The sequence below is a fragment of the Micromonospora qiuiae genome (genome assembly GCF_016863555.1).
Taxonomy (GTDB): domain Bacteria; phylum Actinomycetota; class Actinomycetes; order Mycobacteriales; family Micromonosporaceae; genus Micromonospora; species Micromonospora qiuiae.
This window is the reverse complement of the sequence record NZ_BOPC01000038.1, coordinates 33,403-54,652: the sequence shown is the minus strand read 5'-3', so window position 1 is coordinate 54,652 and position 21,250 is coordinate 33,403. Positions and strand designations below refer to the sequence as shown.

General features: G+C 71.0%; 17 protein-coding genes. 12 read left to right on the top strand and 5 right to left on the bottom strand.

Annotated elements, in window-relative coordinates; translation table 11 throughout:
* Positions 1-377 precede the first annotated feature (377 nt).
* The 3 genes from gmd to Vqi01_RS15020 are packed head-to-tail and all read left to right on the top strand — an operon-like array spanning position 378 to position 3,714.
* Positions 378-1,391: a GDP-mannose 4,6-dehydratase gene (gene gmd, locus Vqi01_RS15030; RefSeq protein WP_204035408.1), complete on the top strand. Its 1,014-nt coding sequence runs from the start codon at positions 378-380 to the stop codon at positions 1,389-1,391.
* Complete coding sequence (locus tag Vqi01_RS15025; RefSeq protein WP_204035407.1) at positions 1,388-2,584, top strand: glycosyltransferase; 1,197 nt, start codon at positions 1,388-1,390, stop codon at positions 2,582-2,584. The genes gmd and Vqi01_RS15025 overlap by 4 nt, the downstream gene beginning before the upstream one ends.
* Positions 2,585-2,616: 32 nt before the next feature.
* Positions 2,617-3,714 (top strand): DegT/DnrJ/EryC1/StrS family aminotransferase, encoded by a 1,098-nt coding sequence (locus Vqi01_RS15020; RefSeq protein ID WP_239098409.1) that lies wholly within the window; start codon positions 2,617-2,619, stop codon positions 3,712-3,714.
* On the opposite strand, the gene pgm is transcribed toward Vqi01_RS15020, so the two are convergent.
* Together pgm and glgC are read right to left on the bottom strand one after the other, a co-directional pair.
* A complete protein-coding gene (gene pgm, locus Vqi01_RS15015; RefSeq protein WP_204035405.1) occupies positions 3,689-5,347 on the bottom strand; it encodes a phosphoglucomutase (alpha-D-glucose-1,6-bisphosphate-dependent) in 1,659 nt (552 codons plus the stop codon). The genes Vqi01_RS15020 and pgm overlap by 26 nt on opposite strands.
* 52 nt (positions 5,348-5,399) lie before the next feature.
* Positions 5,400-6,632, bottom strand: coding sequence for a glucose-1-phosphate adenylyltransferase (gene glgC / locus Vqi01_RS15010; RefSeq protein ID WP_204035404.1), 1,233 nt, complete (start codon positions 6,630-6,632; stop codon positions 5,400-5,402).
* A gap of 72 nt (positions 6,633-6,704) precedes the next feature.
* Between glgC and glgA the strand changes: the two genes are divergently transcribed.
* Positions 6,705-7,901, top strand: coding sequence for a glycogen synthase (glgA, locus tag Vqi01_RS15005; RefSeq protein WP_239098408.1), 1,197 nt, complete (start codon positions 6,705-6,707; stop codon positions 7,899-7,901).
* A 168-nt stretch (positions 7,902-8,069) separates the two neighbouring features.
* On the opposite strand, the gene Vqi01_RS15000 is transcribed toward glgA, so the two are convergent.
* Positions 8,070-9,257, bottom strand: a complete 1,188-nt coding sequence (locus Vqi01_RS15000; RefSeq protein ID WP_204035403.1) for a helix-turn-helix domain-containing protein — start codon at positions 9,255-9,257, stop codon at positions 8,070-8,072.
* 416 nt (positions 9,258-9,673) lie between these two features.
* Here Vqi01_RS15000 and Vqi01_RS14995 point away from each other — a divergent pair, with 416 nt between their 5' ends.
* The 4 genes from Vqi01_RS14995 to Vqi01_RS14980 all read left to right on the top strand — a co-directional run bounded on the left by Vqi01_RS14995 (position 9,674) and on the right by Vqi01_RS14980 (position 15,198).
* Positions 9,674-9,901: a winged helix-turn-helix domain-containing protein gene (locus tag Vqi01_RS14995; protein ID WP_204035402.1), complete on the top strand. Its 228-nt coding sequence runs from the start codon at positions 9,674-9,676 to the stop codon at positions 9,899-9,901.
* Positions 9,902-10,306: 405 nt separating this feature from the next.
* Positions 10,307-12,430 carry an alpha-1,4-glucan--maltose-1-phosphate maltosyltransferase gene (locus Vqi01_RS14990; RefSeq protein ID WP_204035401.1) on the top strand — a complete coding sequence of 708 codons (2,124 nt, stop codon included), beginning with the start codon at positions 10,307-10,309 and terminating at the stop codon, positions 12,428-12,430.
* Complete coding sequence (glgB, locus tag Vqi01_RS14985; RefSeq protein ID WP_204035400.1) at positions 12,418-14,520, top strand: 1,4-alpha-glucan branching protein GlgB; 2,103 nt, start codon at positions 12,418-12,420, stop codon at positions 14,518-14,520. Before Vqi01_RS14990 ends, glgB begins: the two co-directional genes overlap by 13 nt.
* A gap of 147 nt (positions 14,521-14,667) precedes the next feature.
* Positions 14,668-15,198, top strand: a complete 531-nt coding sequence (locus tag Vqi01_RS14980; RefSeq protein ID WP_204035399.1) for a hypothetical protein — start codon at positions 14,668-14,670, stop codon at positions 15,196-15,198.
* 226 nt (positions 15,199-15,424) lie between these two features.
* Here Vqi01_RS14980 and Vqi01_RS14975 read toward each other — a convergent pair whose 3' ends face one another.
* The gene (locus tag Vqi01_RS14975) at positions 15,425-16,465 is read right to left on the bottom strand and encodes an App1 family protein phosphatidate phosphatase (protein WP_204035452.1); all 1,041 of its coding nucleotides are present in this window, start codon (positions 16,463-16,465) and stop codon (positions 15,425-15,427) included.
* Between the two features lie 260 nt (positions 16,466-16,725).
* Here Vqi01_RS14975 and Vqi01_RS14970 point away from each other — a divergent pair, with 260 nt between their 5' ends.
* The 4 genes from Vqi01_RS14970 (at position 16,726) to Vqi01_RS14955 (ending at position 20,969) form a co-directional block, all read left to right on the top strand.
* On the top strand, positions 16,726-18,306 hold the full coding sequence (locus tag Vqi01_RS14970) for a glycosyltransferase family protein (RefSeq protein WP_204035398.1): 1,581 nt from the start codon (positions 16,726-16,728) through the stop codon (positions 18,304-18,306).
* A 62-nt stretch (positions 18,307-18,368) separates the two neighbouring features.
* Entirely contained in the window at positions 18,369-19,163 is a 795-nt protein-coding gene (yaaA, locus tag Vqi01_RS14965) for a peroxide stress protein YaaA (protein WP_204035397.1), read from the top strand.
* Positions 19,164-19,260: 97 nt separating this feature from the next.
* On the top strand, positions 19,261-19,932 hold the full coding sequence (locus Vqi01_RS14960; RefSeq protein ID WP_204035396.1) for a hypothetical protein: 672 nt from the start codon (positions 19,261-19,263) through the stop codon (positions 19,930-19,932).
* A 47-nt stretch (positions 19,933-19,979) separates the two neighbouring features.
* A complete protein-coding gene (locus Vqi01_RS14955; protein WP_204035395.1) occupies positions 19,980-20,969 on the top strand; it encodes a TAXI family TRAP transporter solute-binding subunit in 990 nt (329 codons plus the stop codon).
* Positions 20,970-20,984: 15 nt separating this feature from the next.
* On the opposite strand, the gene Vqi01_RS14950 is transcribed toward Vqi01_RS14955, so the two are convergent.
* Complete coding sequence (locus Vqi01_RS14950) at positions 20,985-21,239, bottom strand: helix-turn-helix transcriptional regulator (protein ID WP_204035394.1); 255 nt, start codon at positions 21,237-21,239, stop codon at positions 20,985-20,987.
* Positions 21,240-21,250 lie beyond the last annotated feature (11 nt).

Below are 21,250 nucleotides of genomic sequence, written 5' to 3'. Positions count from 1 at the left end.
AGGTCAGTCGAGACTTTTGCTCCTGGTGAGCAGAGTGCCGGGAGGTGGCCGCGCCGGCCTCCGCGCTGCGAACTGTACTCGCGTTCCCGCCCATGCAGTTGCCCCGCCCCGTCCGTCCCGGGCGCAATCGCGCCCATGCGTCAGTTTCTAGAACGAGCGCGCCGACCGAATGACACGGCGCCACCCGAAACCGGTCAGGCGAAAGTGAGAACACTGATCGCGGATCCGGAATTACTTGCAGCGATACGTGAAACAGGCACCCGGCCCATCTTCTTGCTGTACAAAGAGCGAAGCATCACCCGAGCGAAGATCCAACGCCCGCAGCCGCATGGCGGCCCCCCTTGCCTCCGAAGTCGGCATCACGAGAGGTTTCACACATGTCGCGAGTAGCGCTCATCTCCGGGATCACCGGACAGGACGGCAGTTACCTTTCGGAACTGCTGCTCGACAAGGGCTACACCGTGCACGGAATCAAAAGGCGGTCCTCAAGCTTCAACACCGACCGCATCGATCGAATCGACGTTCACCCACGGAACGCGGACGCCCGGCTCTTCCTGCACTACAGTGACCTCTCCGATCCGGCATCGTTGACGAACCTCATCCGCGACATCCGACCCGACGAGGTCTACAACCTCGGCGCGCAGAGTCACGTCCGAGTGTCGTTCGACATCCCCGGATACACCGCCGGCATCACCGGTCTCGGCGCTCTTCACATGCTCGAGTCGACGCGGGCAGCGAACGTCGGAGCACGGTTCTACCAGGCCTCCTCGTCGGAGATGTTCGGGGCCACGCCGCCTCCGCAACGAGAGGAAACACCCTTTCATCCCCGCAGCCCGTACGCCTGCGCCAAGGTTTACGCCTACTGGTCCGCGGTGAACTACCGCGAGTCCTGGGGCATGTACTGCACCAATGGCATTCTCTTCAACCACGAGAGCCCACGCCGGTCCGAGAACTTCGTGACCAGAAAGATCACCCGGGCGGTGGCCCGGATCGAGGCCGGCATCCAGGACAAGCTGTACCTGGGAAACCTGGACGCGGTCCGGGACTGGGGCTACGCCCCCGAGTACGTCGAGGCGATGTGGCTCTCCCTACAGCAGGACCGGCCGGACGACTACGTCGTCGCCACCGGCGAAGGCCACACGGTTCGCGAGTTCGTCGAAGCCGCTTTCGCGCACGTGGGACTCGACTGGCGGGAGTACGTGATGATCGACCCCAGGTACTTCCGGCCCGCCGAGGTCGACGCCCTGATCGGTGACTACACCAAAGCCCGCAGGACCCTGGGCTGGGCACCGAAGACACTGTTCGGAGACCTGGTCCGCATCATGGTGGACGCCGACCGCCAGTTGTTGGAGGACGAGCGGATGGGCCGGCTCGTCCGGATCGACCGATGAGACTGCTCGTCGACGCGTCCCCGATCCGCCCCGGCGGCGCCGCCGGTCTGGAGGCCTTCACCTACGGGCTGCTCTCCGGGCTGGTGGAGGCGACCGACTACGACATCGAGGCGACCGTCCTACCGGGAACCATCGACGCCTGGCGGGCAAGTGTCGGCACGGACCGGATCGTGTGGACGGAAACGAGAAGGCCGCTACTGTTCGACAACCGCTCCAGGCAGATCCTGCGGCGGCTGACCCCGCCGCGCATCCGCTACTCGCTGGCCGTCCGACGCACGGCCAACGCGGTACGCCAAAGAAGTCGTCCCCGCACCGATCGCGCCGATGTCGTACTGCACCCGTTTCACTGCGTCCCGGCCTCCACCGGCGCCTCGGTCGTCGTCGTACACGACCTACGTCACCTTCAGCCGGAGTTCTGGGCACCCGGGTTCGCCGCGGTGGTCCGAGAGAACATCGCCCGAGCCGGGGCAGTCGCCGTGTCCTGGCCACACCCCTACCGGGAAGTGCTGGCCGCTTTCCCGCAGCTGGCGGAGAAAGTGGCGCTCATTCCGCCGCCGGCGTTGCAACCCGCGCCGCGCCAAGCTGTCACCCGACCGGAACCGGGTCTTCTGCTCTATCCGTCCTCGACCGCCTCACACAAGAACCACTCGACCCTGCTGGAAGCGATGGCAAGGCTCACCGACTGCCGGCTGGTATGTCCGGGGCCGCTGGTCGAACCGGAGGCCAGCCGTCTGCTCGCCCGCGCGGCGCGACCGGACCTGCGAGGCAGGGTGTCGTTCCCGGGCTTCGTCACGCTTGACGAGTTGCACCGCCTCTACTCACGGGCGGACGCGGTCGTGGTGCCCTCACTGTGGGAGGCCGCGAGCGGCGCCGTGCTCGAGGCGTTCAGTTGGGGCTTACCGGTCGTCTGTGCCGACTCCCCTCCCCTCCTGGCCCAGCTGGAGTTCTGCCGGGCAGAGGCAGCAGTCTTCGCCGCACGCGATGCGGAATCGCTCGCGGACGCCGTTCGGCGGGTGCTGGACGATCGCAACCGTTTCGCCGCCGCCGCACGACGAGCCGGTGACCGGTTGTCCGGTCGTACCTGGACAGATGCGGCGACTGACTACGCGCGATTGCTGGAGTGGGTGGCGGCGGGCCGCCCCGGCCCTGTCCCACAGGCATCGTTCGGCACGAGTTTGATCGGAAAAGGTTGACCATGCAGCGTTTCCCGGTGGCCCGTCCCTGCTTGTCAGAACTGGAAGAGCGCTACGCGCTGGACGCGGTGCGCAGTGGCTGGATCTCGTCTCAGGGGCCCTACCTGCGCCGATTCGAGGAGGAGTTCGCGCGGCAGTGCGGCGCCGCGACGGCGGTGGCGACCGCGAACGGCACAGTGGCGCTGCACCTGGCTCTCGCCGCGGCCGGTATCGGGCCGGGCGACGAGGTGATCGTCCCCGCCCTGACATATGTGGCCACGGCCAACGCGGTCACGTACTGCGGGAGCCGTCCCGTTTTCGTGGATGTGGTGCCGGAGACCTGGTGCCTCGATCCGGAACAGGTGCGGGCGGCCATCACCCCACGGACCCGCGCGGTCGTGGCCGTCGACCTCTACGGCCATCCCGCCGACTACCGCCAACTGGCGCAACTGTGCCGGCGCCACGGTCTGCTTCTGGTCGCGGACGCCGCCGAGTCCTACGGTGCGACGTCGGACGGCGAACCGACCGGACGTCTTGCCGATCTCACCACCTTTTCCTTCTTCGGCAACAAGATCATTACCTCTGGGGAAGGGGGATGCGTTGTCACCTCCGATGAGGCACTCGCCGCACGCATGCGGCTGCTGCGCAACCAGGGCATGGACCCGCAGCGGCGATACTGGTTCCCGGTGGTCGGCTTCAACTACCGGATGACCAACGTCGCCGCCGCCCTCCTCTGCGCCCAGATGGAGCGCGCCCCGGAAATCATCGCCGAGCGGGAGCGGGTGGTGTCCGCCTACGAGGCACAACTGGCGGACGTTCCCCTGCTGTCCCCGCAGCCGGTCTCCGCCCGGGTCCGGAAGGCACCGTGGATGGCCTCGTTCCTGGTTGGCCCACCAGGCGACGCCACCTCGCGGGACGCCCTGGCCCGCGCGCTCGACCGGGAAGGGGTCGAGACCCGGCCCTTCTTCGTCCCGATCACCGAGCTTCCGGCCTACCGGGCCGGCCAGGTCGACCATCCGGTCGCCAGGGACCTCGGCAGGCGCGGCCTCAATCTGCCCACCTACGCCGATCTCACCGACGCGGATCTGAAGCAGATCGTGGAACGCATCCGGGCTGCGGTGGCGATCATCCATGCGCCCCTGACTCGCTGAGCACATTCGCCACCATGCTCTCGGCTTCCTCCTGCAGGCGGGCAAGGTGGTCGGGCCCCTGGAAGGACTCGGCGTAGATCTTGTAGACGTCCTCGGTGCCGGACGGGCGGGCAGCGAACCAGCCGCTCTCGGTGGTCACCTTCAGACCACCGATCGGCGCCCCGTTGCCGGGCGCGGTGGTCAGCGTGGCGGTGATCGGCTCGCCGGCCAACTCGGTGGCGGTCACCTGCTCCGGGGAGAGCTTGCCGAGCACCGCCTTCTGCTCCCGGGTGGCCGGTGCGTCGATGCGGGCGTACGCGGGCGCGCCGAACCGGTCGGCCAGTTCGGTGAAGTGCTCGCTCGGCGTACGCCCGGTCACCCCGATGATCTCGGAGGCGAGCAGGCAGAGCAGGATACCGTCCTTGTCGGTGGTCCAGGTGCTGCCGTCGCGGCGCAGGAACGACGCCCCGGCGCTCTCCTCCCCGCCGAAGCCGACCGCCCCGTCCAGCAGGCCGGGCACGAACCACTTGAAGCCGACCGGCACCTCCAGCAGCGGACGCCCGAGGTCGGCCGCCACCCGGTCGATCATCGAGGAGGAGACCAGGGTCTTGCCGACCGCGGCCGCCGGGCCCCACCGATCACGGGTACGGAACAGGTGGGCGATCGCCACCGCGAGGTAGTGGTTCGGGTTCATCAGCCCGGCATCGGGGGTGACGATGCCGTGCCGATCGGCGTCGGCGTCGTTGCCGGTGGCGACCTGGTAGTCGGCGCGCACGGCGATCAGCGACGCCATCGCGTTCGGCGAAGAGCAGTCCATCCGGATCTTGCCGTCGCCGTCCAGCGTCATGAACCGCCAGGTCGGGTCGACGATCGGGTTGACCACGGTCAGGTCCAGCCGGTGCCGGTCGGCGATCTCACCCCAGTAGGCGACGCTGGCGCCGCCCAGCGGGTCAGCGCCGATGCGCACCCCGGCGGCACGGATCGCGTCCAGGTCGAGCACCGCCGGCAGGTCGTCGACGTACGCGCCGAGGAAGTCGTACCTGCCGGTGGTGTCGACGGCACGGGCACGCGCGTACGGGATGTGGCGCACCTGGGTGAGCCCGGCGGCGAGGATCGCGTTCGCGCGATCCTGGATCCACTTCGTGGCGTCGGAGTCGGCCGGCCCGCCGTGGGTCGGGTTGTACTTGAACCCGCCGTCGTCCGGCGGGTTGTGCGACGGGGTGATCACGACGCCGTCAGCGAGCCCGCTGGTGCGGCCCCGGTTGTGGGTGAGGATGGCATGCGAGACCGCCGGGGTGGGGGTGTAGCCGTCCCGGCTGTCCAGCAGCACCGTGACCTCGTTGGCGGCGAGCACCTCCAGCGCGTCCACCGCCGCCGGGGCGGAGAGCGCGTGGGTGTCCCGGCCGAGGAAGAGCGGGCCGTCGACCCCCTGCTCCCGTCGGTAGTCGCAGAGCGCCTGGGTGACCGCGAGGATGTGGTCGGAATTGAAGGCGTTGCGCAGGCTCGACCCGCGATGCCCGGAGGTGCCGAAGGAGACCTGCTGGGCCGGGTCGGTCGGGTCGGGATGCTCGGCGTAATAGGCGGTCACCAGCCGGGGCACGTCGACCAGGTCGGCGGGCTCGGCGGGCTGGCCGGCCCGGGGATGATTGCTCACGGTGCCTGCCTTTCGTTCGCGACTGCGGGGCTCGCAAGCTCACTCCTCGCGCTCACGGCTCCACCTTCTGTCCCTTGCCGATGACCACGATGCCGTTGTCCGAGACGGTGTAACGCTGCCGGTCCCGTTCCAGGTCAACACCGATCTCGGCGCCCTCGGGCACGTAGACGTTCTTGTCCAGGATGGCCCGGCGCACCACCGCGTGTCGGCCGATCTCGACACCTTCCATCAGCACCGAGCCGTCCACGTGCGCCCAGGAGTGCACCTTCACCTTCGGCGAGACGATGGAGTTCTCCACCAGCGAGCCGGAGATCACCGCGCCGGGCGAGACCATCGAGGCGACCGCCCGGCCCACCCGCTCACCCCACTGGTGCACGAACTTGGCCGGCGGGTACGGCGGCTGCTCGGTGTAGATCGGCCAGTCGAAGTTGTAGAGGTTGAACACCGGGTGCACGTTGATCAGATCCATGTGCGCGTCGTAGAACGAGTCGAGCGTCCCGACGTCGCGCCAGTAACCCCGGTCCCGGTCGGTGCTGCCCGGCACCTCGTTGTCGCGGAAGTCGTAGACGTTCGCCTCGCCCCGCTCCACCAGCATCGGGATGATGCTGCCGCCCATGTCGTGCTTGCTGGTCTTGTCCTCCGCGTCGCGCTCGACCGCCTCGATCAGCGCCCGGGTGGTGAAGACGTAGTTGCCCATCGAGGCGTAGATCTGGTCGGGCGCGTCGGGCAGGCCGACCGCGTCGGTGGGCTTCTCCCGGAAGGCCCGGATCCGCCGGCCGTCCTCGGCGACCTCGATGACGCCGAACTGGTCGGCGGTGGACAGCGGCTGCCGGATGCCGGCCACCGTCACGCTGGCGCCGGAGGCGATGTGATCCTCCACCATCTGCCGCGGGTCCATCCGGTAGATGTGGTCCGCGCCGAACACGATCACGTAATCGGGCTGCTCGTCGTAGATCAGGTTGAAGCTCTGGTAGATCGCGTCGGCCGATCCGGCGAACCACCACGGGCCACGGCGCTGCTGCGCGGGCACCGGGGTGACGTAGTTGCCCAGCAGCGTCGACATCCGCCAGGTCTTGGTGATGTGCCGGTCCAGCGAGTGCGATTTGTACTGGGTCAGCACGACGATCTTCAGAAAGCCGGCGTTGGCCAGGTTGGAGAGGACGAAGTCGACCATGCGGTACATCCCGCCGAACGGGACGGCCGGCTTGGCCCGGTCCGTGGTCAACGGCATCAGGCGCTTGCCCTCTCCACCGGCCAGGACGATCGCGAGCACCTTGGCAGCCATGAGCAAAACGCTATCCATCCCGGTGCCACTTCACCACTCGTACGGGCACACTGCTGCACTAGGGTGCCGGGCATGACCGACACCCCGCTGCGCGTCGACCTGCTCACCCGGGAGTACCCGCCGGAGGTCTACGGCGGCGCCGGGGTGCACGTCGAGTACCTGGCCCGGGAGCTGCGCCGACTGGCCGAGGTGCGGGTGCACTGCTTCGGCGCGCCGCGCACTGAGCCGGGGGTGCGGGCGTACGCCGAACCGACGGGCCTGACCGGCGCGAACCCGGCGCTGCGCACCATGGGCGTGGATCTGGAGATGGCCGCCGGGTGTGCCGGCAGCGACGTGGTGCACAGCCACACCTGGTACGCGAACCTGGCCGGGCACACCGCGAAGCTGCTGTACGGGGTGCCGCACGTGGTGACCGCGCACAGCCTGGAACCGCTGCGCCCGTGGAAAGCCGAGCAGCTCGGCGGCGGTTACGCGCTCTCCTCCTGGTGCGAGCGGACGGCGTACGAGTCGGCCGACGCGATCGTGGCGGTCAGCGCGGGAATGCGCCGCGACGTGCTGGCCGCGTACCCCTCAGTGGATCCGGACCGGGTGCACGTCATCCACAACGGCATCGACACCGCGCAGTACGCCCCGGATCCGGGCACCGACGTGCTGGCGCGACTCGGCATCGACCCGGCCCTGCCCAGCGTGGTCTACGTCGGCCGGATCACCCGGCAGAAGGGCCTGCCGCACCTGCTGCGCGCCGCCCGCGACCTGCCGCCCGACGCCCAGCTGGTGCTGCTGGCCGGCGCCCCGGACACCCCCGAGATCGCCGCCGAGGTGGAAGGGCTGGTCGCCGAGCTGCGATCCCGCCGTACCGGGGTGGTCTGGGTGGCGTCGATGTTGCCCAAGGCCGAGGTGATCCAGATCCTCACCCACGCCACCATCTTCGTCTGCCCGTCGGTGTACGAACCGATGGGCATCGTCAACCTGGAGGCGATGGCCTGCGAGACGCCGGTGGTGGCCACCGCCACCGGCGGCATCCCGGAGGTGGTCGCCGACGGCGAGACCGGCCTGCTGGTCCCGATCGAGCAGACCGGCCGCGACGGCACGCCGGTGGATCCGGCGCGTTTCGAGGCCGACCTGGCGGCGCGGATGACCGAGCTGCTGGCGAATCCGGACCGTGCGGGGGCGCTGGGGCGGGCCGGCCGGCGACGGGCCGTCGAGCATTTCTCCTGGGACGCCATCGCCGCCCGCACCCTCGACCTCTACCGCGCGGTGCGCGGGTAAGGAAGGGCCCCCTTTTAACGCCTGCGGTAGAGAAGGGGCCCCTTCTTAACACCGGCACCGCTCGCCGCGCAGCAACTCCATCAGGGCGTCGGTGGACATGTGCCCGGTCTGCGTCACGCCGCCGCCACGGCCACGCATAACGGTAAGTGTCCAAGATCTGTACGGAAATCAGGTGGCGCGGAGGGTTGCGGCGAGGCGGGTCAGGGCAGCGGGGGCAGTGGTGGAGCCGGCCACGAGGGCGACCAGATCGCGGGCAGCCGGACGCTCGTGCACCTCGCTGCGGGCGGTGCCTTCCGCCTCGAGCAGCGTCCGGCCCGCACAAGCCATCTCCCCGGTAGCGGCGTACATTCGGGCCACGTCGAGCAGGTACGCGGCCCGGTGCTCGGGCGGCAGCCACCGCCATCGCTCGCCGGCCAGCAGCCGCTCGTGACGTACCGTCGCCGTCGGAAGATCTCCACGGGCGGCCTCGACGAGCACGCGGACCGCCTGCACTGCCGCGGGGCCGAACCCCCCGCCGCCGTAGCTGCCGACCTCGGCGGCCTCGACAGCCTGGTCGACCAGCTTCCGGGCGCTGTCGTGGTCGGTCCGGTCGGCGACGGCCAGGGCGGCCTGGAGCAGCAGCGTCCCGCGCAATGACCGGGCACCGGCTTCGCGCGTTGCCGCCCGGTCCAGCCCGGCAACGGCTCCCGAGTCGGACCGCACGAGGCGGTGGGCGGCCACGACGGCGGCCCGCAGCGCGGCCCCGTTGCGGCCGCAGTAGCGCAGGGCCTGACACAGCGGTACGGTGGCGACGGCACTCACCTGCGGATCCTCCGTGGCCAGGGCGACGGCCATCCCCCGGTCGGCGGCCAGCCACGCCAACTCGCCCTGGTCCACCTTGATCAGCGTCAGGGCGATGAGGCCGTACACCGGCACCAGCAGCGCGTCGGTGGCCCGACCGGGTCGGGCGACCCGCACGGCGTCAAGCAGGCCGGGCAGCAGGGCGAGCAGCGCCGGGTACCGGGCGTGCCGGTAGCTCTGCTTCGCGTGCTCCAGGCTGGCCCGCAACTGCGCGAGGTCGGGCGGCCGGGGTGCTCCCTCGACGTGGTACCGCGCCAGGGCGGCCCGGATCCGCTCCACACCGGCGTCGGCGGGTGCCGGATGCGCGGGCCGCTCCGCGAGCAGGACCTGCACGTCGATCCGGAGCGCGTCGGCGATCTCCCGGAGGTTGGACACCCGCTCCAGCCGGCGTACCCCACGTTCGACCTTGTCCACCCAGCTCTTGGACTTGCCGAGGCGGTCGGCGAACTGCTGCTGCGTCATGTTGCGCCGGACCCGCCACTGCGCGACCCGCCGGCCCACCGGCAACTCGTTCACCGCCTGCCCCTCACCGCACGACCCAGATCGCGAGCAGCAGGAGTACGAGCACCGCCGCGCCGAGACGGTAGGCGTACCGCCGGCGGGTGAGCGGTGCTCGGGCGGGGCGGGGCGGACAGGGCACCCGATCGCGCCGTCGGGGTGCGGGGGCCGCGCCCCGGGAACCGAGCTCGCCGACGGCAACGGCCCGTCGTGCGGGCGTTCACGCATCTGTGCCTCCTAACGGTTGGAGGAAATGTGCAGCTCAGGGCGGGGCAGCACGGGGAGCCAGCCCGCCCACTTGAAGGCACTCCGCTGCTGACGAGAGCGCTCCTGACACAGAGCAACTTAGGACCCTGAGGATCCAGAGTCAACACAGGGTCCATGGCAGATCGCAGTTGGTGAGAATCTGGACGGGCTGACGAGAGGCGGTTCACATGCCCCGCAAGCCTGTGTACGAACAGGTAATCAATGACGTCACCGCATCGATCCGAAGCGGCACGCTCAAGCCCGGCGACAAGCTCCCGACGATCGCGGAACTTGCTCGCCAGTACAACTCGTCCGACAACCCGATCAAGCGAGCCCTCTGGATCCTCGACGAGCGGGGCTGGATCGAGGTGCACCAGGGCAAGGGCTCCTTCGTGGCGGACGAACCACCCGCCTGATCCCGCCCACTCGCCCGACGCGCTCCTCAACCCGGCCGGATCGGTTGATCCACACGACTTCGGCGAAGTTGCGGTGTCAATCCACCAAGGAAGCAGCAACTTCGGCGAAGTTGTGTGGATCATCGCGCCGCCGCGAACGCGGAGCACGCGGCCTGCGAGCGCGCGGATCGTCGCATCACTCCCAGCAGGCAATCTTGGACACTTTCTGCCCCCAGAGGGGCCTTCCGAGTCCAAGATCCACCGTAGTAGGGGTGACGGTCGGGATATATCGGGCGAGGCGGTTCGGTCTACCGTTAAGGACGCCCCTCCGGGGGCTGTTCAGCCCTTCGGTGGGTCGTGGGGGTCCAAGATCTCGTTTGGTGGTCAGACGAGCGGGAGGCGGGCTGCCGCAGTAGGTTGGACCGGGTGAGTGGACGGTTTCCGATCGAGGACGTCTCCCCCGTCGTTTCCTGCGGGCGCTACCCGGCCAGGGCTGTCGTCGGCGAGCTGGTGCCGGTGTCGGCACTTGCCTATCGCGAGGGGCACGACGCGCTCGGCTGCAACGTGGTGTGGCTCGGCCCGGACGGGCGGGCGCGGCCGTTCACCCGGATGCGGCCGGGTGAGCCCGGCCAGGACCGCTGGCACGCCACCATCACACCCGACACGGTCGGCGAGTGGATTTTCACCGTGGAGGCGTTCAGCGATCCCTATCTGACCTGGCACAACGCGGTGACCAAGAAAATCGCCGCCGGCCAGGGCGCGGTGGATCTGGCCAACGACCTGGCCGAGGGCGTACGCGTGCTGAGCGCCGCCGCCGAACTGATACCCAAAGCCGACCGGACAAGCCTCGACGAGGCCATCAAGGCCCTGCGCGACGCCGACCGGCCGCTGTCGGAACGAACCGGCCCGGCGCTGGAGCTGGCCGACCTGCTCTGGGAGCACCCGGTGCGGGATCTGGTCACCACCGGCGAGGAGTACCGCATCTGGGTGGACCGGGAGCGGGCCCTCTTCTCCGCCTGGTACGAATTCTTCCCCCGCTCCGAAGGCGCGGTCCTCGCCACGGACGACGAACCGGCCCGCTCCGGCACCTTCGCCACCGCTGCCCAGCGGCTGCCCGGGGTGGCGGCGATGGGCTTCGACGTGCTCTACCTGCCGCCGATCCACCCGATCGGCCGGGTCAACCGCAAGGGCCCCAACAACAGTCTGGTCGCCGGGCCGGACGATGTGGGCTCGCCGTGGGCGATCGGCGCCGCCGAGGGCGGGCACGACGCGATCCACCCCGACCTGGGTACGCCGGAGGACTTCCGCGCCTTCGTCGCCGCCGCCGCACAGCACGGCCTGGAAATGGCGATGGACCTGGCGTTGCAGTGCGCGCCGGACCACCCCTGGGTGACCGAGCACCCGGAGTGGTTCACCACCCGGGCCGACGGCAGCATCGCGTACGCGGAGAACCCGCCCAAGAAGTACCAGGACATCTACCCGCTGAACTTCGACAACGACCCGGAGGGCATCCGGGCGGAGGTCCTGCGGGTGGTGCGGCACTGGGTCGGCGAGGGCGTGAAGATTTTCCGGGTGGACAATCCGCACACCAAGCCGGTGGACTTCTGGCACTGGCTGATCTGGGAGGTCAAGAAATTCGACCCCGGGGTGCTCTTCCTCGCCGAGGCGTTCACCCGACCGGCGATGATGCACGGGTTGGCCAAGGTCGGCTTCACCCAGTCGTACACGTACTTCACCTGGCGGACCTCCGCCGCCGACCTGCGCGAGTACTGCGCGGAGCTGGTCGCGGCGGCCGACTACATGCGACCGAACTTCTGGCCCAACACCCCGGACATCCTGCACGAGACGTTGCAGCACGGCGGCCCGCCGATGTTCAAGATCCGGGCGGTGCTGGCCGCGCTGCTCTCCCCCTCGTGGGGCATGTACGCCGGCTACGAGCTGTTCGAGCACGTGGCCCGGCCGGGCGCGGAGGAATACCTGGACAACGAGAAGTACCAGCTGCGACCTCGCGACTGGGCCGACGCGGAGGCGCAGGGGCGGTCCCTGGCACCGTTCATCGCCACCCTCAACCGGGTCCGCCGGGACAACCCGGCCCTGCGCTGGCTACGCAACCTGGTCTTCCACGACATCGACAACCCGGCGCTGCTCTGCTGGTCCAAACGGGATCCGACCAGCGGCAATACGGTGCTGGTGGTCTGCTCGTTCGACTCGCACACCGTGCAGTGGGGCAACACCACGCTGGACATGCCGGCGCTGGGGCTGGGCTGGCACGACCGGTTCACCGTGCACGACGAGCTGACCGGGGCGAGCTACGACTGGGGGCAACGCAACGCGGTACGCCTCGACCCGTACCTGCAACCCGCCCACGTGTTCACCCTGCGCCGTCCGACCGCTGCGGCCACGGCGGCGGCGTCCGGGCCGGCGGACGCCGGGGCGCCGGGTCCGGCCGGCGCCGAGCCGGCCACCGTTCAGGAGGTGCCCGTCGACCTGTTCGGCGGCACCGCACCGACCGCTCCCGCCCAGAAGGACGACACCCGATGGAGCAGCTGATCTCCGGGGAGACCCACGACCCGCACGCTGTGCTGGGGGCGCACCCGGCCGGCGGGCGTACGGTGATCCGCACCCTGCGCCGGGGCGCGAGCGACGTCAACGTGCTGGTCGGCGACAAGCGGCACCCGATGACGCGGGTGCACGAAACCGGCGTCTTCGAGGCGAGCGTCCCCGGCGAGGTGCTCGACTACCGGCTCGACGTCGACGGCGTGCGCCACGACGACCCGTACCGATTCCCGCCGACCCTCGGCGAGCTGGACCTGCACCTGATCGGCGAAGGCCGGCACGAACGGTTGTGGGAGGCGCTCGGCGCCCGGGTGCTCGACGGCGGCGTGGCGTTCGCGGTCTGGGCGCCGAACGCCCGGGGCGTACGCGTGGTCGGCGACTTCACCGGCTGGGCGCCCGACGACGGCTGGCCGATGCGCTCGCTGGGCTCGACCGGGGTGTGGGAGATCTTCGTGCCCGAGGCGTCCGTCGGCGCCCGGTACAAGTTCCGGATCCTCGGTGCCGACGGGCACTGGCGGGACAAGGCCGACCCGCTCGCCGGGTACGCGGAGGTGCCGCCGGCCACCGCCTCGGTGGTGCACCGCTCGACGTACGAGTGGGGCGACGCGGACTGGCTGGCGCGGCGGGCGAAGCGCCAACCCCACCAGGAGCCGATGAGCGTGTACGAGGTGCACCTCGGCTCGTGGCGGCCCGGCCTGGGCTACCGGGAGTTGGCCGAGCAGCTGACCGCGTACGTGCTCGAGTTGGGCTTCACCCACGTGGAGTTCCTGCCGGTGATGGAGCATCCCTTCGGCGGCTCCTGGGGCTACCAGGTGACCGGCTACTACGCCCCGACGTCGCGCTTCGGCGACCCGGACGACTTCCGCTACCTGGTGGACCGACTGCACGCCGCCGGCATCGGGGTGCTGTTGGACTGGGTGCCGGCGCACTTCCCGCGCGACGAGTGGGCCCTGGCACGCTTCGACGGCACTCCGCTGTACGAGCACCCCGACCCGCGTCGCGGCGAGCACCCCGACTGGGGCACGTACGTCTTCGACTTCGGGCGGCGGGAAGTGCGCAACTTCCTGGTCGCCAATGCGCTGTACTGGCTGACGGAGTTCCACGTCGACGGGCTGCGGGTGGACGCGGTCGCCTCGATGCTCTACCTGGACTACTCCCGCGCCGACGGGCAGTGGGCGCCCAACCAGTACGGCGGCCGGGAAAACCTGGAAGCCATCGCGTTCATGCAGGAGGTCAACGCGACGGTCTACAAGCACCACCCCGGGGTGGTGATGATCGCCGAGGAGTCCACCGCCTGGCCTGGGGTGACCCGGGCGACCAGCGACGGCGGGCTCGGTTTCGGGTTCAAGTGGAACATGGGCTGGATGCACGACACCCTGCTCTACACCTCGAAGGACCCGATCTACCGGCAGCACCACCACCATCAGCTCACCTTCTCCCTGGCGTACGCCTTCAGTGAGAACTACCTGCTGCCGATCAGCCACGACGAGGTGGTGCACGGCAAGGGCTCGCTGCTCGGCAAGATGCCCGGCGACATGTGGCAACGGCTGGCCAACGTACGCGTGCTGCTGGCGTACATGTGGGCGCACCCGGGCAAGCAGTTGCTCTTCATGGGCTGCGAGCTCGCCGACGACCGGGAGTGGAGTGAGGAGCGCGGCCTCGACTGGCATCTCCTGCACGACCCGGCCCGCGCCGGCGTGCAGCGTCTCGTCGCCGACCTCAACCGGGCCTACCGGGACAGCCCCGCCCTGTGGGCGCAGGACACCTCCCCCGCCGGCTTCCGCTGGCTCGCCGGCGACGACGTCACCAACAACACCGTCTCCTTCATCCGGATCGCGCCCGACGGCACGGCCCTGGTCTGCGTGGCCAACTTCTCCGCGCGCCCCCTGGAGGGCTACCGGCTCGGCCTGCCGGCCGCCGGGGCCTGGGCGGAGATCCTCAACACCGATTCCCACCACTACGGCGGCTCCGGCGTCGGCAACCTCGGCACCGTCCACGCCGAGCCCCTCCCCTGGCACGGCCAACCCGCCTCCGCCGCCCTCCGCGTCCCCCCACTCGCCGCCCTCTGGCTCCGCCCGACGTGAAAGGAAGGGCACCTTATTAACGCCTCGTGTAGAGGAAGGGCCCCTTATTAACACGCGCGATCAACGCGCGCGCACCGCCGTACGTGAACCGGCAGCCGTCTGTGTCCGTACCTCGGAGGGCTAGGGACGCGACGAGGCGGAGGATTGATGGCGAGCAGCAGACGTACGACCGGGAGGGGCGGGACCTCACCCCGGCAACGAAAGATCGCCGGGGTCGCGGCGATCGGGGTGACTTTGGCAGTGGCCTTCGCGGTGGCGACCGGCACGAGCCAGGCGGGTGAGAGCTGCGAGGGTCTCGACACCGCCGTCGGTAACAACCTGGCGTTCATCGCCGATCAGCTGGTGTTCCCCGACGCGCTCTCCGAAGCCCGCATCGCCAACCGCCAGGCCGTGATCGACCAGCTCGAACAGCGCCGCGCGGCAGCCGGCTGCACCGGCGAGGTGGAGGTGCCGGACGCGGATCCGAACGCGGCGCTCAACGGTGGCGCGGCGGAGGACTGCGACGGCTTGGACGGCGCGGTCCGCAACAACCTCGCCTTCATCGCGGGACAGCGGCAGAACCCGGACGCGCTGTCGGAAGCCCGGATCGCCAACCGGCAGGCCGTCATCGACCTGCTCGAAGATCGGCGTACGCTGGCCGGCTGCACGGGCGCGGTCGAGCTGACGCCGGGCAGCTGACGCCGGCGCCCGGGACCGACGGCTGACGCCGGCGAGCGCGGGCGGGCAGGGCCGGACGCAAGGCCCCGCCCGCCCCGCACCACGGAGATCCCCGCACCACGGAGATCCCCGCACCACGGAGACCCCCGCACCGGCGAGACCCGCCCGCACCACGGAGACCCCCGCACCGGCGAGACCCGCCCGCACAAGGACCGGGTGGCCGCGATCGGCGAGGCGGGAGGCAAGCTCAGACCAGGCCGGCGTCGCGCAGCAGGGTCCAGAGGCCGGCGCCGTCGGGGGCGGAGAGCCACTTCTGCCCCACCGGCCCCTCGCTGGGACGGTCGTGCGGGACGGGCAGGCTCCCGGCAAGCACCGCCTGGGTGGGCGAGAGGCGGCGGATCGCCACGCCGGCCACGTTGTCCGGATGGGCGGCGGCGAACTCCCGGTAGATCTCCTGGTCGTGCTGCCCGTCGTCGCCGACGAGCAGCCAGCGTACGTCGGGGAACTCCTTGGCCAGTCGGGCCAGGGTGGCCCGCTTGTGCTCCCGCCCGCTGCGGAACCAGCGGTCCTGGGTGGGCCCCCAGTCGGTCAGCAGCAGCGGCCCGGCCGGGTAGAGGTGCCGGGACAGGAACCGGGTCAGCGTCGGGGCCACGTTCCACGCGCCGGTGGACAGGTAGAAGGCCGGGGCGCCGGGGTGGGCGGTCACCAACCGCTCGTACAGCACCGCCATGCCGGGCACCGCCGTCCGAGCGTGTTCGTCCAGGACAAAGGTGTTCCACGCGGCGAGCAGCGGACGGGGTAGCGCGGTCACCATCACCGTGTCGTCGATGTCGGAGAGGATGCCGAAGCGGACCTCCGGGTCCAGGATGCGTACGGGGGCTTCGACCGCCTCGGCGTCCGGCGTGCTGAGCCGTACCGAACCCCAACCGGGCGGCAGGTCCGCCTCCACCACGGTGTCGACGAAGCCGCTGCGATCCGCCTGCGCTTCGTGGACCACCCCACCGGTCTCGATGGTCACGGTGACGTGTTTGGCCGGCAGCGTGGCGAAGCTGCGCCAGCCCCGTACCTTCTCCAGCCGGCCCCGCTGGCGGGTGTCCGGCCGTCCCAGCAGCACCCGGCACATCACCCGCAGCCAACCGGGCGCGCCGTAACCGGTGTACGCGATGATGTTGATCCGCCAGCCGGTCCGTCGCAACCGGCGCTCGACGAGCGCGTGCACGGCGTCCTCGATCCGCGCGGCCCGGTGCAGGTTCGGTACGGCCAGTTGACCAGCGGGAGTGGGTGGCACGCTGCAACCCTGCCACACCCCGGCGACCTCGGCCACGCGAGCCGCACCGCCGCCCACGGCCACCGGCACCGGGCACTCGCGTCGGCCGCACCGCCGCCCACGGCCGCCCGGCACCGACGGCTCGCGTCGGCCGCACCGCCGCCCGGCTCGGGCGCCACACCGCCGCATCCGCGATCCCCGTACGCCAGTTGTTAAGAAGGGGCCCTTCCTATACACGAGGCGTTAATAGGGGGCCCTTCCTTACAGCGGAGGGGGTTTGGGTGCGGGGGCTGGACCGGGCGGCGTTCGTCGCGCTGCTGCTCGGGCTGGCCGGAATCGGCTACCGACTGTTCCTGATGTTGGACACCGTGCCGCCGGGCAACAGCGACGAGGCGACCTTCGGGCTGGCCGCGCTGCACATCGCGCAGGGCCGGGAGTATCCCGTTTTTCTCTACGGCCAGCACTACATGGGCATGTTGCAGTCCTACCTGGCCGCGCCGCTGCTCGCGGTGACCGGGCCGAGCTGGCCGGTGTTGCGGCTGCCGGTGCTCGCGCTCTACGCGCTGTTCCTCTGGCTGATGCATCGGCTGACCCGGCGCATCGGCTCGCCGTGGTTCGCCACGTTGGTCGTCGGGCTGTTGGCGCTGGGCACCGAGCGGGTCATCCGCGACCAGGTGACCACTGTCGGCGGCCGGCCGGAGGTCAAGGTCGCGGTGCTGGTGATGCTGCTGCTCGTGCTCGGGTTGGCCCAGCGGACCGTCCGGCGCCGGTGGCTGGCCGTCGGCGGCTTCGGGCTGCTCGCCGGGCTGGCTCTCTGGTCGGACTGGCTGATCGTGCCGTACCTGGCGGCGGTCGCCCTTGCGCTGGTCTGGGTGCTCCGCCGGGAGTTGCTCGGCGTTGCCGGGCTGCTGCTGGTCGCCGGGTTCACCGTCGGGGTCGCCCCGATGATCTACGACAATCTCGTCGCCCCGCCCGGCAAGGACTCCCTGTCGGTGCTGCGCTCGATCAGCGGCGGCACCGGTGCGGTCCCCGGGTGGTCGCGCCGGTTGGACGGCGGGCTGCTGGAGGGCGTGCCGCTGGCCAGCGGGCTCTGCCCGCTGACCGGCTGCGGCCGGTGGCAGGAGTGGTTCGGCCTGCTCTACCCGGTGCTGCTGGTCGTCGCGGCGGTGGTCGCGGTGGTCGCGTACCGCCGGGCCGGCGGGCGGGACGAGCGGGTCGCGCCGGTGGTGCATCTCGCGCTGGTCGCCGGTGCGGCGTTGACCCTGCTGTCGTACGTGCGCAGCCCGCTCGCCGCGACCGATCCGGTGGGCAACGCCCGCTACCTGTCGGTGCTGCAACTGTCGCTGCCGGCGGTGCTGTGGCCGCTGTGGCGCTGGGCGGTGGCGGGCTGGCGGGGTGCCGTCGGTGTGGTGGGCCGGCTGGCCGGCGCGCTGGCCACCGCCGTGCTGGCCGCGTTGGCGGCGGCGTCGCTGGCGGCGACGGTGCTCTTCGCCACCGTCGGCACGATGCCGGGCCGCCGGGAGGAGTGGCAGGCACAGGCGATGGCCGCTACGGTCCGAGGCATCGGGCTGCGTGAGGTGTACGGCGAGTACTGGACCTGCAACCGGCTCGTCTTCAACACTGCCGAGCAGGTGGTCTGCGGAGTTCTCGACGGCGACCTGTTGCCCGGCTTCAACCGTTATCCGGCGTACTGGACCCGGCTGGCCCGTGCCGCGCGGCCCGGGTACGTGCTGGCGGTCGACACGCCGGCCGACCGGCGGCTGCGGGAACTGCTCGGCGACCGGGCCGACGCGGCGTTGCTCGCCGAGGTCGGTGGGTATCGCGTGTACCACCCGGCGACGCCCGTGCGGCCGTGGCGGTAGGGCGGTGGCCGTACCCTGGCCGGGCCCGGCGCGTGGTGCGGACCGGGCGTCGAGGAGTCACCATGCTCATCCTGCTGCCGCCCTCGGAGGGCAAGGCCGACGCCGGCACCGGCCGCCGGCTGGACCTGGAGCGGCTCTCGCTGCCGGAGCTGAATCCCGTGCGCGCGCAGGTGTTGGCCGCGTTGGTCGCGCTCAGCGCCGCCGAGCCGGAGGTGGCGCTGGCCGCACTGGGACTCGGCGCTGGCCAGCACGGCGAGCTGCGCCGCAACGCCCGGCTGGAACAGGCCGCCACCGCACCGGCCGGCCGGATCTACACCGGCGTGCTCTACGAGGCCCTCGACCTGGCCACCCTGCCACCGCCGGCCCAACGCGCCGCCGGGCGGCAGATCCTGGTCAGCTCCGGCCTGTGGGGGGCGGTACGGCTGACCGATCGGATCCCGCCGTACCGCTGCCCGATCGGGGCTCGGATACCCGGCATCGGCGCGCTGCCGGCGTTGTGGCGGCGGGTCCTGGGCCCCGTGCTGACCACGGCGACCGGCGCCGGACCGGTGCTGGACCTGCGCTCCGGCGCGTATGCCGCCGCCTGGACCCCCCGCGGCGAAGTCGCCGACCGCACCGTCACCGTGCGGATCCTGCACGAGCGGGAGGTCGACGGCGTACCGGTGCGTTCGGTGGTCAGCCACTTCAACAAGGCCACCAAGGGGCGGCTGGTCCGTGACCTGCTGCTCGCCGGCGCCCGGCCGCGCACCGCCGACGCCCTGGTGGCCGCCCTTCGTGACCTGAAGTACGCCGTGTGTGAGCAACCGGTGTCCCCGGGCCGCCCCCGCCAGGTCGACGTCGTGGTTGCCGAGCTGTAACCAGTCGCAAGATTTGCTCAAGGCTGGGCCGGATCGGTACCACCGGCGGGCGTCACGGGTCACCGTAAGGGGAACCGACGCCGCAAGGAGGCCTCCGGTGGTTGAACCGACCCTGCTCGCCCGGCCCCGTCCGCCGGCGACCCAGCCGCCACTGGACTGGACGACCCTCGCCGACGCATTCGAAACAGCCTGCCTGCTGCGCTGCATGCCGCCGCCGGCGATCCCCGGCCAGCGGCACGGCGGACAGCAGCCCGGCTTTCCGGCGACGATCGAGTTCAACCGGGAGGAGGCGGCGCGACGGACGCGGCAACTGCTCGACCGACTCGACATCCCGGCCCGACACGAGCTGGCCGTCGGCGGGCTGCGCCGCCGCTACGAACTGCACCGGCTGTACGTGCCCGGCGAGCGCCGGTTGGCGTACACGGCGATGATGGAGAACGGCTGGCGGCGTGGCCGGCGGGAGTTGCTCGGCGGCCCGGTGCCCGGCGCCTCGACCGCGCGCCGGCAGTGGCGCACCCGGTTGGCCGCCGCTGCCTGGCGGGCCGCGCTGCTGGCGGGGGGACGACACGTCCGCCGGCACATCCTCGGCGTGCGGATCACCGATCGGGAACTGGCCGCCGTGCTGGTCCGTGGTGCCGCGCTGCTCGACGTTCCGGCGCTGCTGCGCCCCGGCACCGGCTGCTATCTGGTCAGTGTCGCCCACGGCCCGGACCGCGATCGGATCCTGCGGCACGCCAGCGAGGTGGCTGGGCAGAGACCGGTCGCCTGACCGCGCGATCGCGGTCGACATGAATCCCGCCGCCCCGGGGTTGCGTCATGGGGGTCCGGCGGCGCACAGTGCTGCCCGTGACCCGTACCCGGTACGCCGCCCGATCCCGGCGGCACGGTTCCCGTGTGGCTGTCCTCGTGGCCGTGCTGCTGGTGCTGCCCAGCATCGGCGGCTGTCGGGATGATCCCGGCCAACCGGTACACATCCGCATCGCCACCGGCAGCCCGACCGCCGTCTACCACGCCTTCGGCCAGTCGCTGGCCACCATCCTCAACCGGGAGCTGCCCAACGTGCGGGCGGAGGTGCTGGTCACCGCCGCCTCGGCGGAGAACGTGGGGCTGCTCAACGCCGGTGCGGCCGAACTCGGGTTCACCCAGGCCGACGTACTGCCCGCCGATCCGGGGCCGGACCCGCCGGTGGTGGCGGTCGCCCGGGTCTACGACGACCTGCTGCACCTGGTCACCACCGCCGCCAGCCCCGTGCGGACGTTGACCGACCTGCGGGGTCGGCGGGTGTCGGTCGGCGCGGCGGGGTCGGGGACCGAGATCACGGTGAGCCGGCTGCTCACCGTGGCCAAGCTGGACGACCAGGTGCACCGCCTACCGCTCGGCCTGGACGACTCGGTGGTCGCGCTACAGAACGGTGAGATCGACGCGTTCTTCTTCTCCGGCGGGCTGCCGGTGCGTGCCGTCGCCCAGTTCGCCCGGGACAATCCCGCCCGCATCGTGGACCTCGGCGAGTGGACCGTTCCGCTGCGTCGGAGCAACCCGGAGGTGTACGTGCCGCGGGACGTGCCCCGCTCGGTGTACGGCATCGACCCGGTCACCACCGTGGCCAACCCCAACTACCTGCTGGTCCGGGCCGACCTGCCGGAGGATCTGGTCCGCGAGGTGACCCGGCTGCTGATGGAGCGACGCTCCGAGTTGGCCGCCGCTCATCCGGCGGCCGGCCGGATGAGCCCCCGCTCGGCGATCGCCACCTCGCCGCTGCCGTTGCATCCGGGCGCGGCGGCGTACTACCGCGACAGCAAACCCTGAGCTCGGTGCAGTGCCTCACTCAGGCCGGGAGGCGGGCGTGGCGGCGGTGTCACCGAGCCGGGGGAACGGCTCGGCGGAGAAGACCACCTCCACCGGGACCTCGAAATGGCGGGCGATCCGTAGGGCCAGGTGAAGGCTCGGGCTGAACTCGCCCCGTTCCAGGTAGCCGATCGTCTGATAGTGCACGCCCAGTGCCTCGGCCAGTTGGCGGCGGGAGATTCCCCGCTCCGTCCGCAGCATGGCGATGCGGTTGTAAACCACCTCACTCATGCCGGCACTCC

Bases quoted from the DNA above. Each gene is read 5' to 3' on its own strand.
- glgB (WP_204035400.1), top strand. From the start codon at position 12,418: ATGGAGCAGCTGATCTCCGGGGAGACCCACGACCCGCACGCTGTGCTG.
- Vqi01_RS14950 (WP_204035394.1), bottom strand. From the start codon at position 21,239: ATGAGTGAGGTGGTTTACAACCGCATCGCCATGCTGCGGACGGAGCGG.
- Vqi01_RS14995 (WP_204035402.1), top strand. From the start codon at position 9,674: ATGCCCCGCAAGCCTGTGTACGAACAGGTAATCAATGACGTCACCGCA.
- gmd (WP_204035408.1), top strand. From the start codon at position 378: ATGTCGCGAGTAGCGCTCATCTCCGGGATCACCGGACAGGACGGCAGT.
- Vqi01_RS15025 (WP_204035407.1), top strand. From the start codon at position 1,388: ATGAGACTGCTCGTCGACGCGTCCCCGATCCGCCCCGGCGGCGCCGCC.
- Vqi01_RS14955 (WP_204035395.1), top strand. From the start codon at position 19,980: ATGGGGGTCCGGCGGCGCACAGTGCTGCCCGTGACCCGTACCCGGTAC.
- glgC (WP_204035404.1), bottom strand. From the start codon at position 6,632: ATGGCTGCCAAGGTGCTCGCGATCGTCCTGGCCGGTGGAGAGGGCAAG.
- yaaA (WP_204035397.1), top strand. From the start codon at position 18,369: ATGCTCATCCTGCTGCCGCCCTCGGAGGGCAAGGCCGACGCCGGCACC.
- glgA (WP_239098408.1), top strand. From the start codon at position 6,705: ATGACCGACACCCCGCTGCGCGTCGACCTGCTCACCCGGGAGTACCCG.
- Vqi01_RS14980 (WP_204035399.1), top strand. From the start codon at position 14,668: ATGGCGAGCAGCAGACGTACGACCGGGAGGGGCGGGACCTCACCCCGG.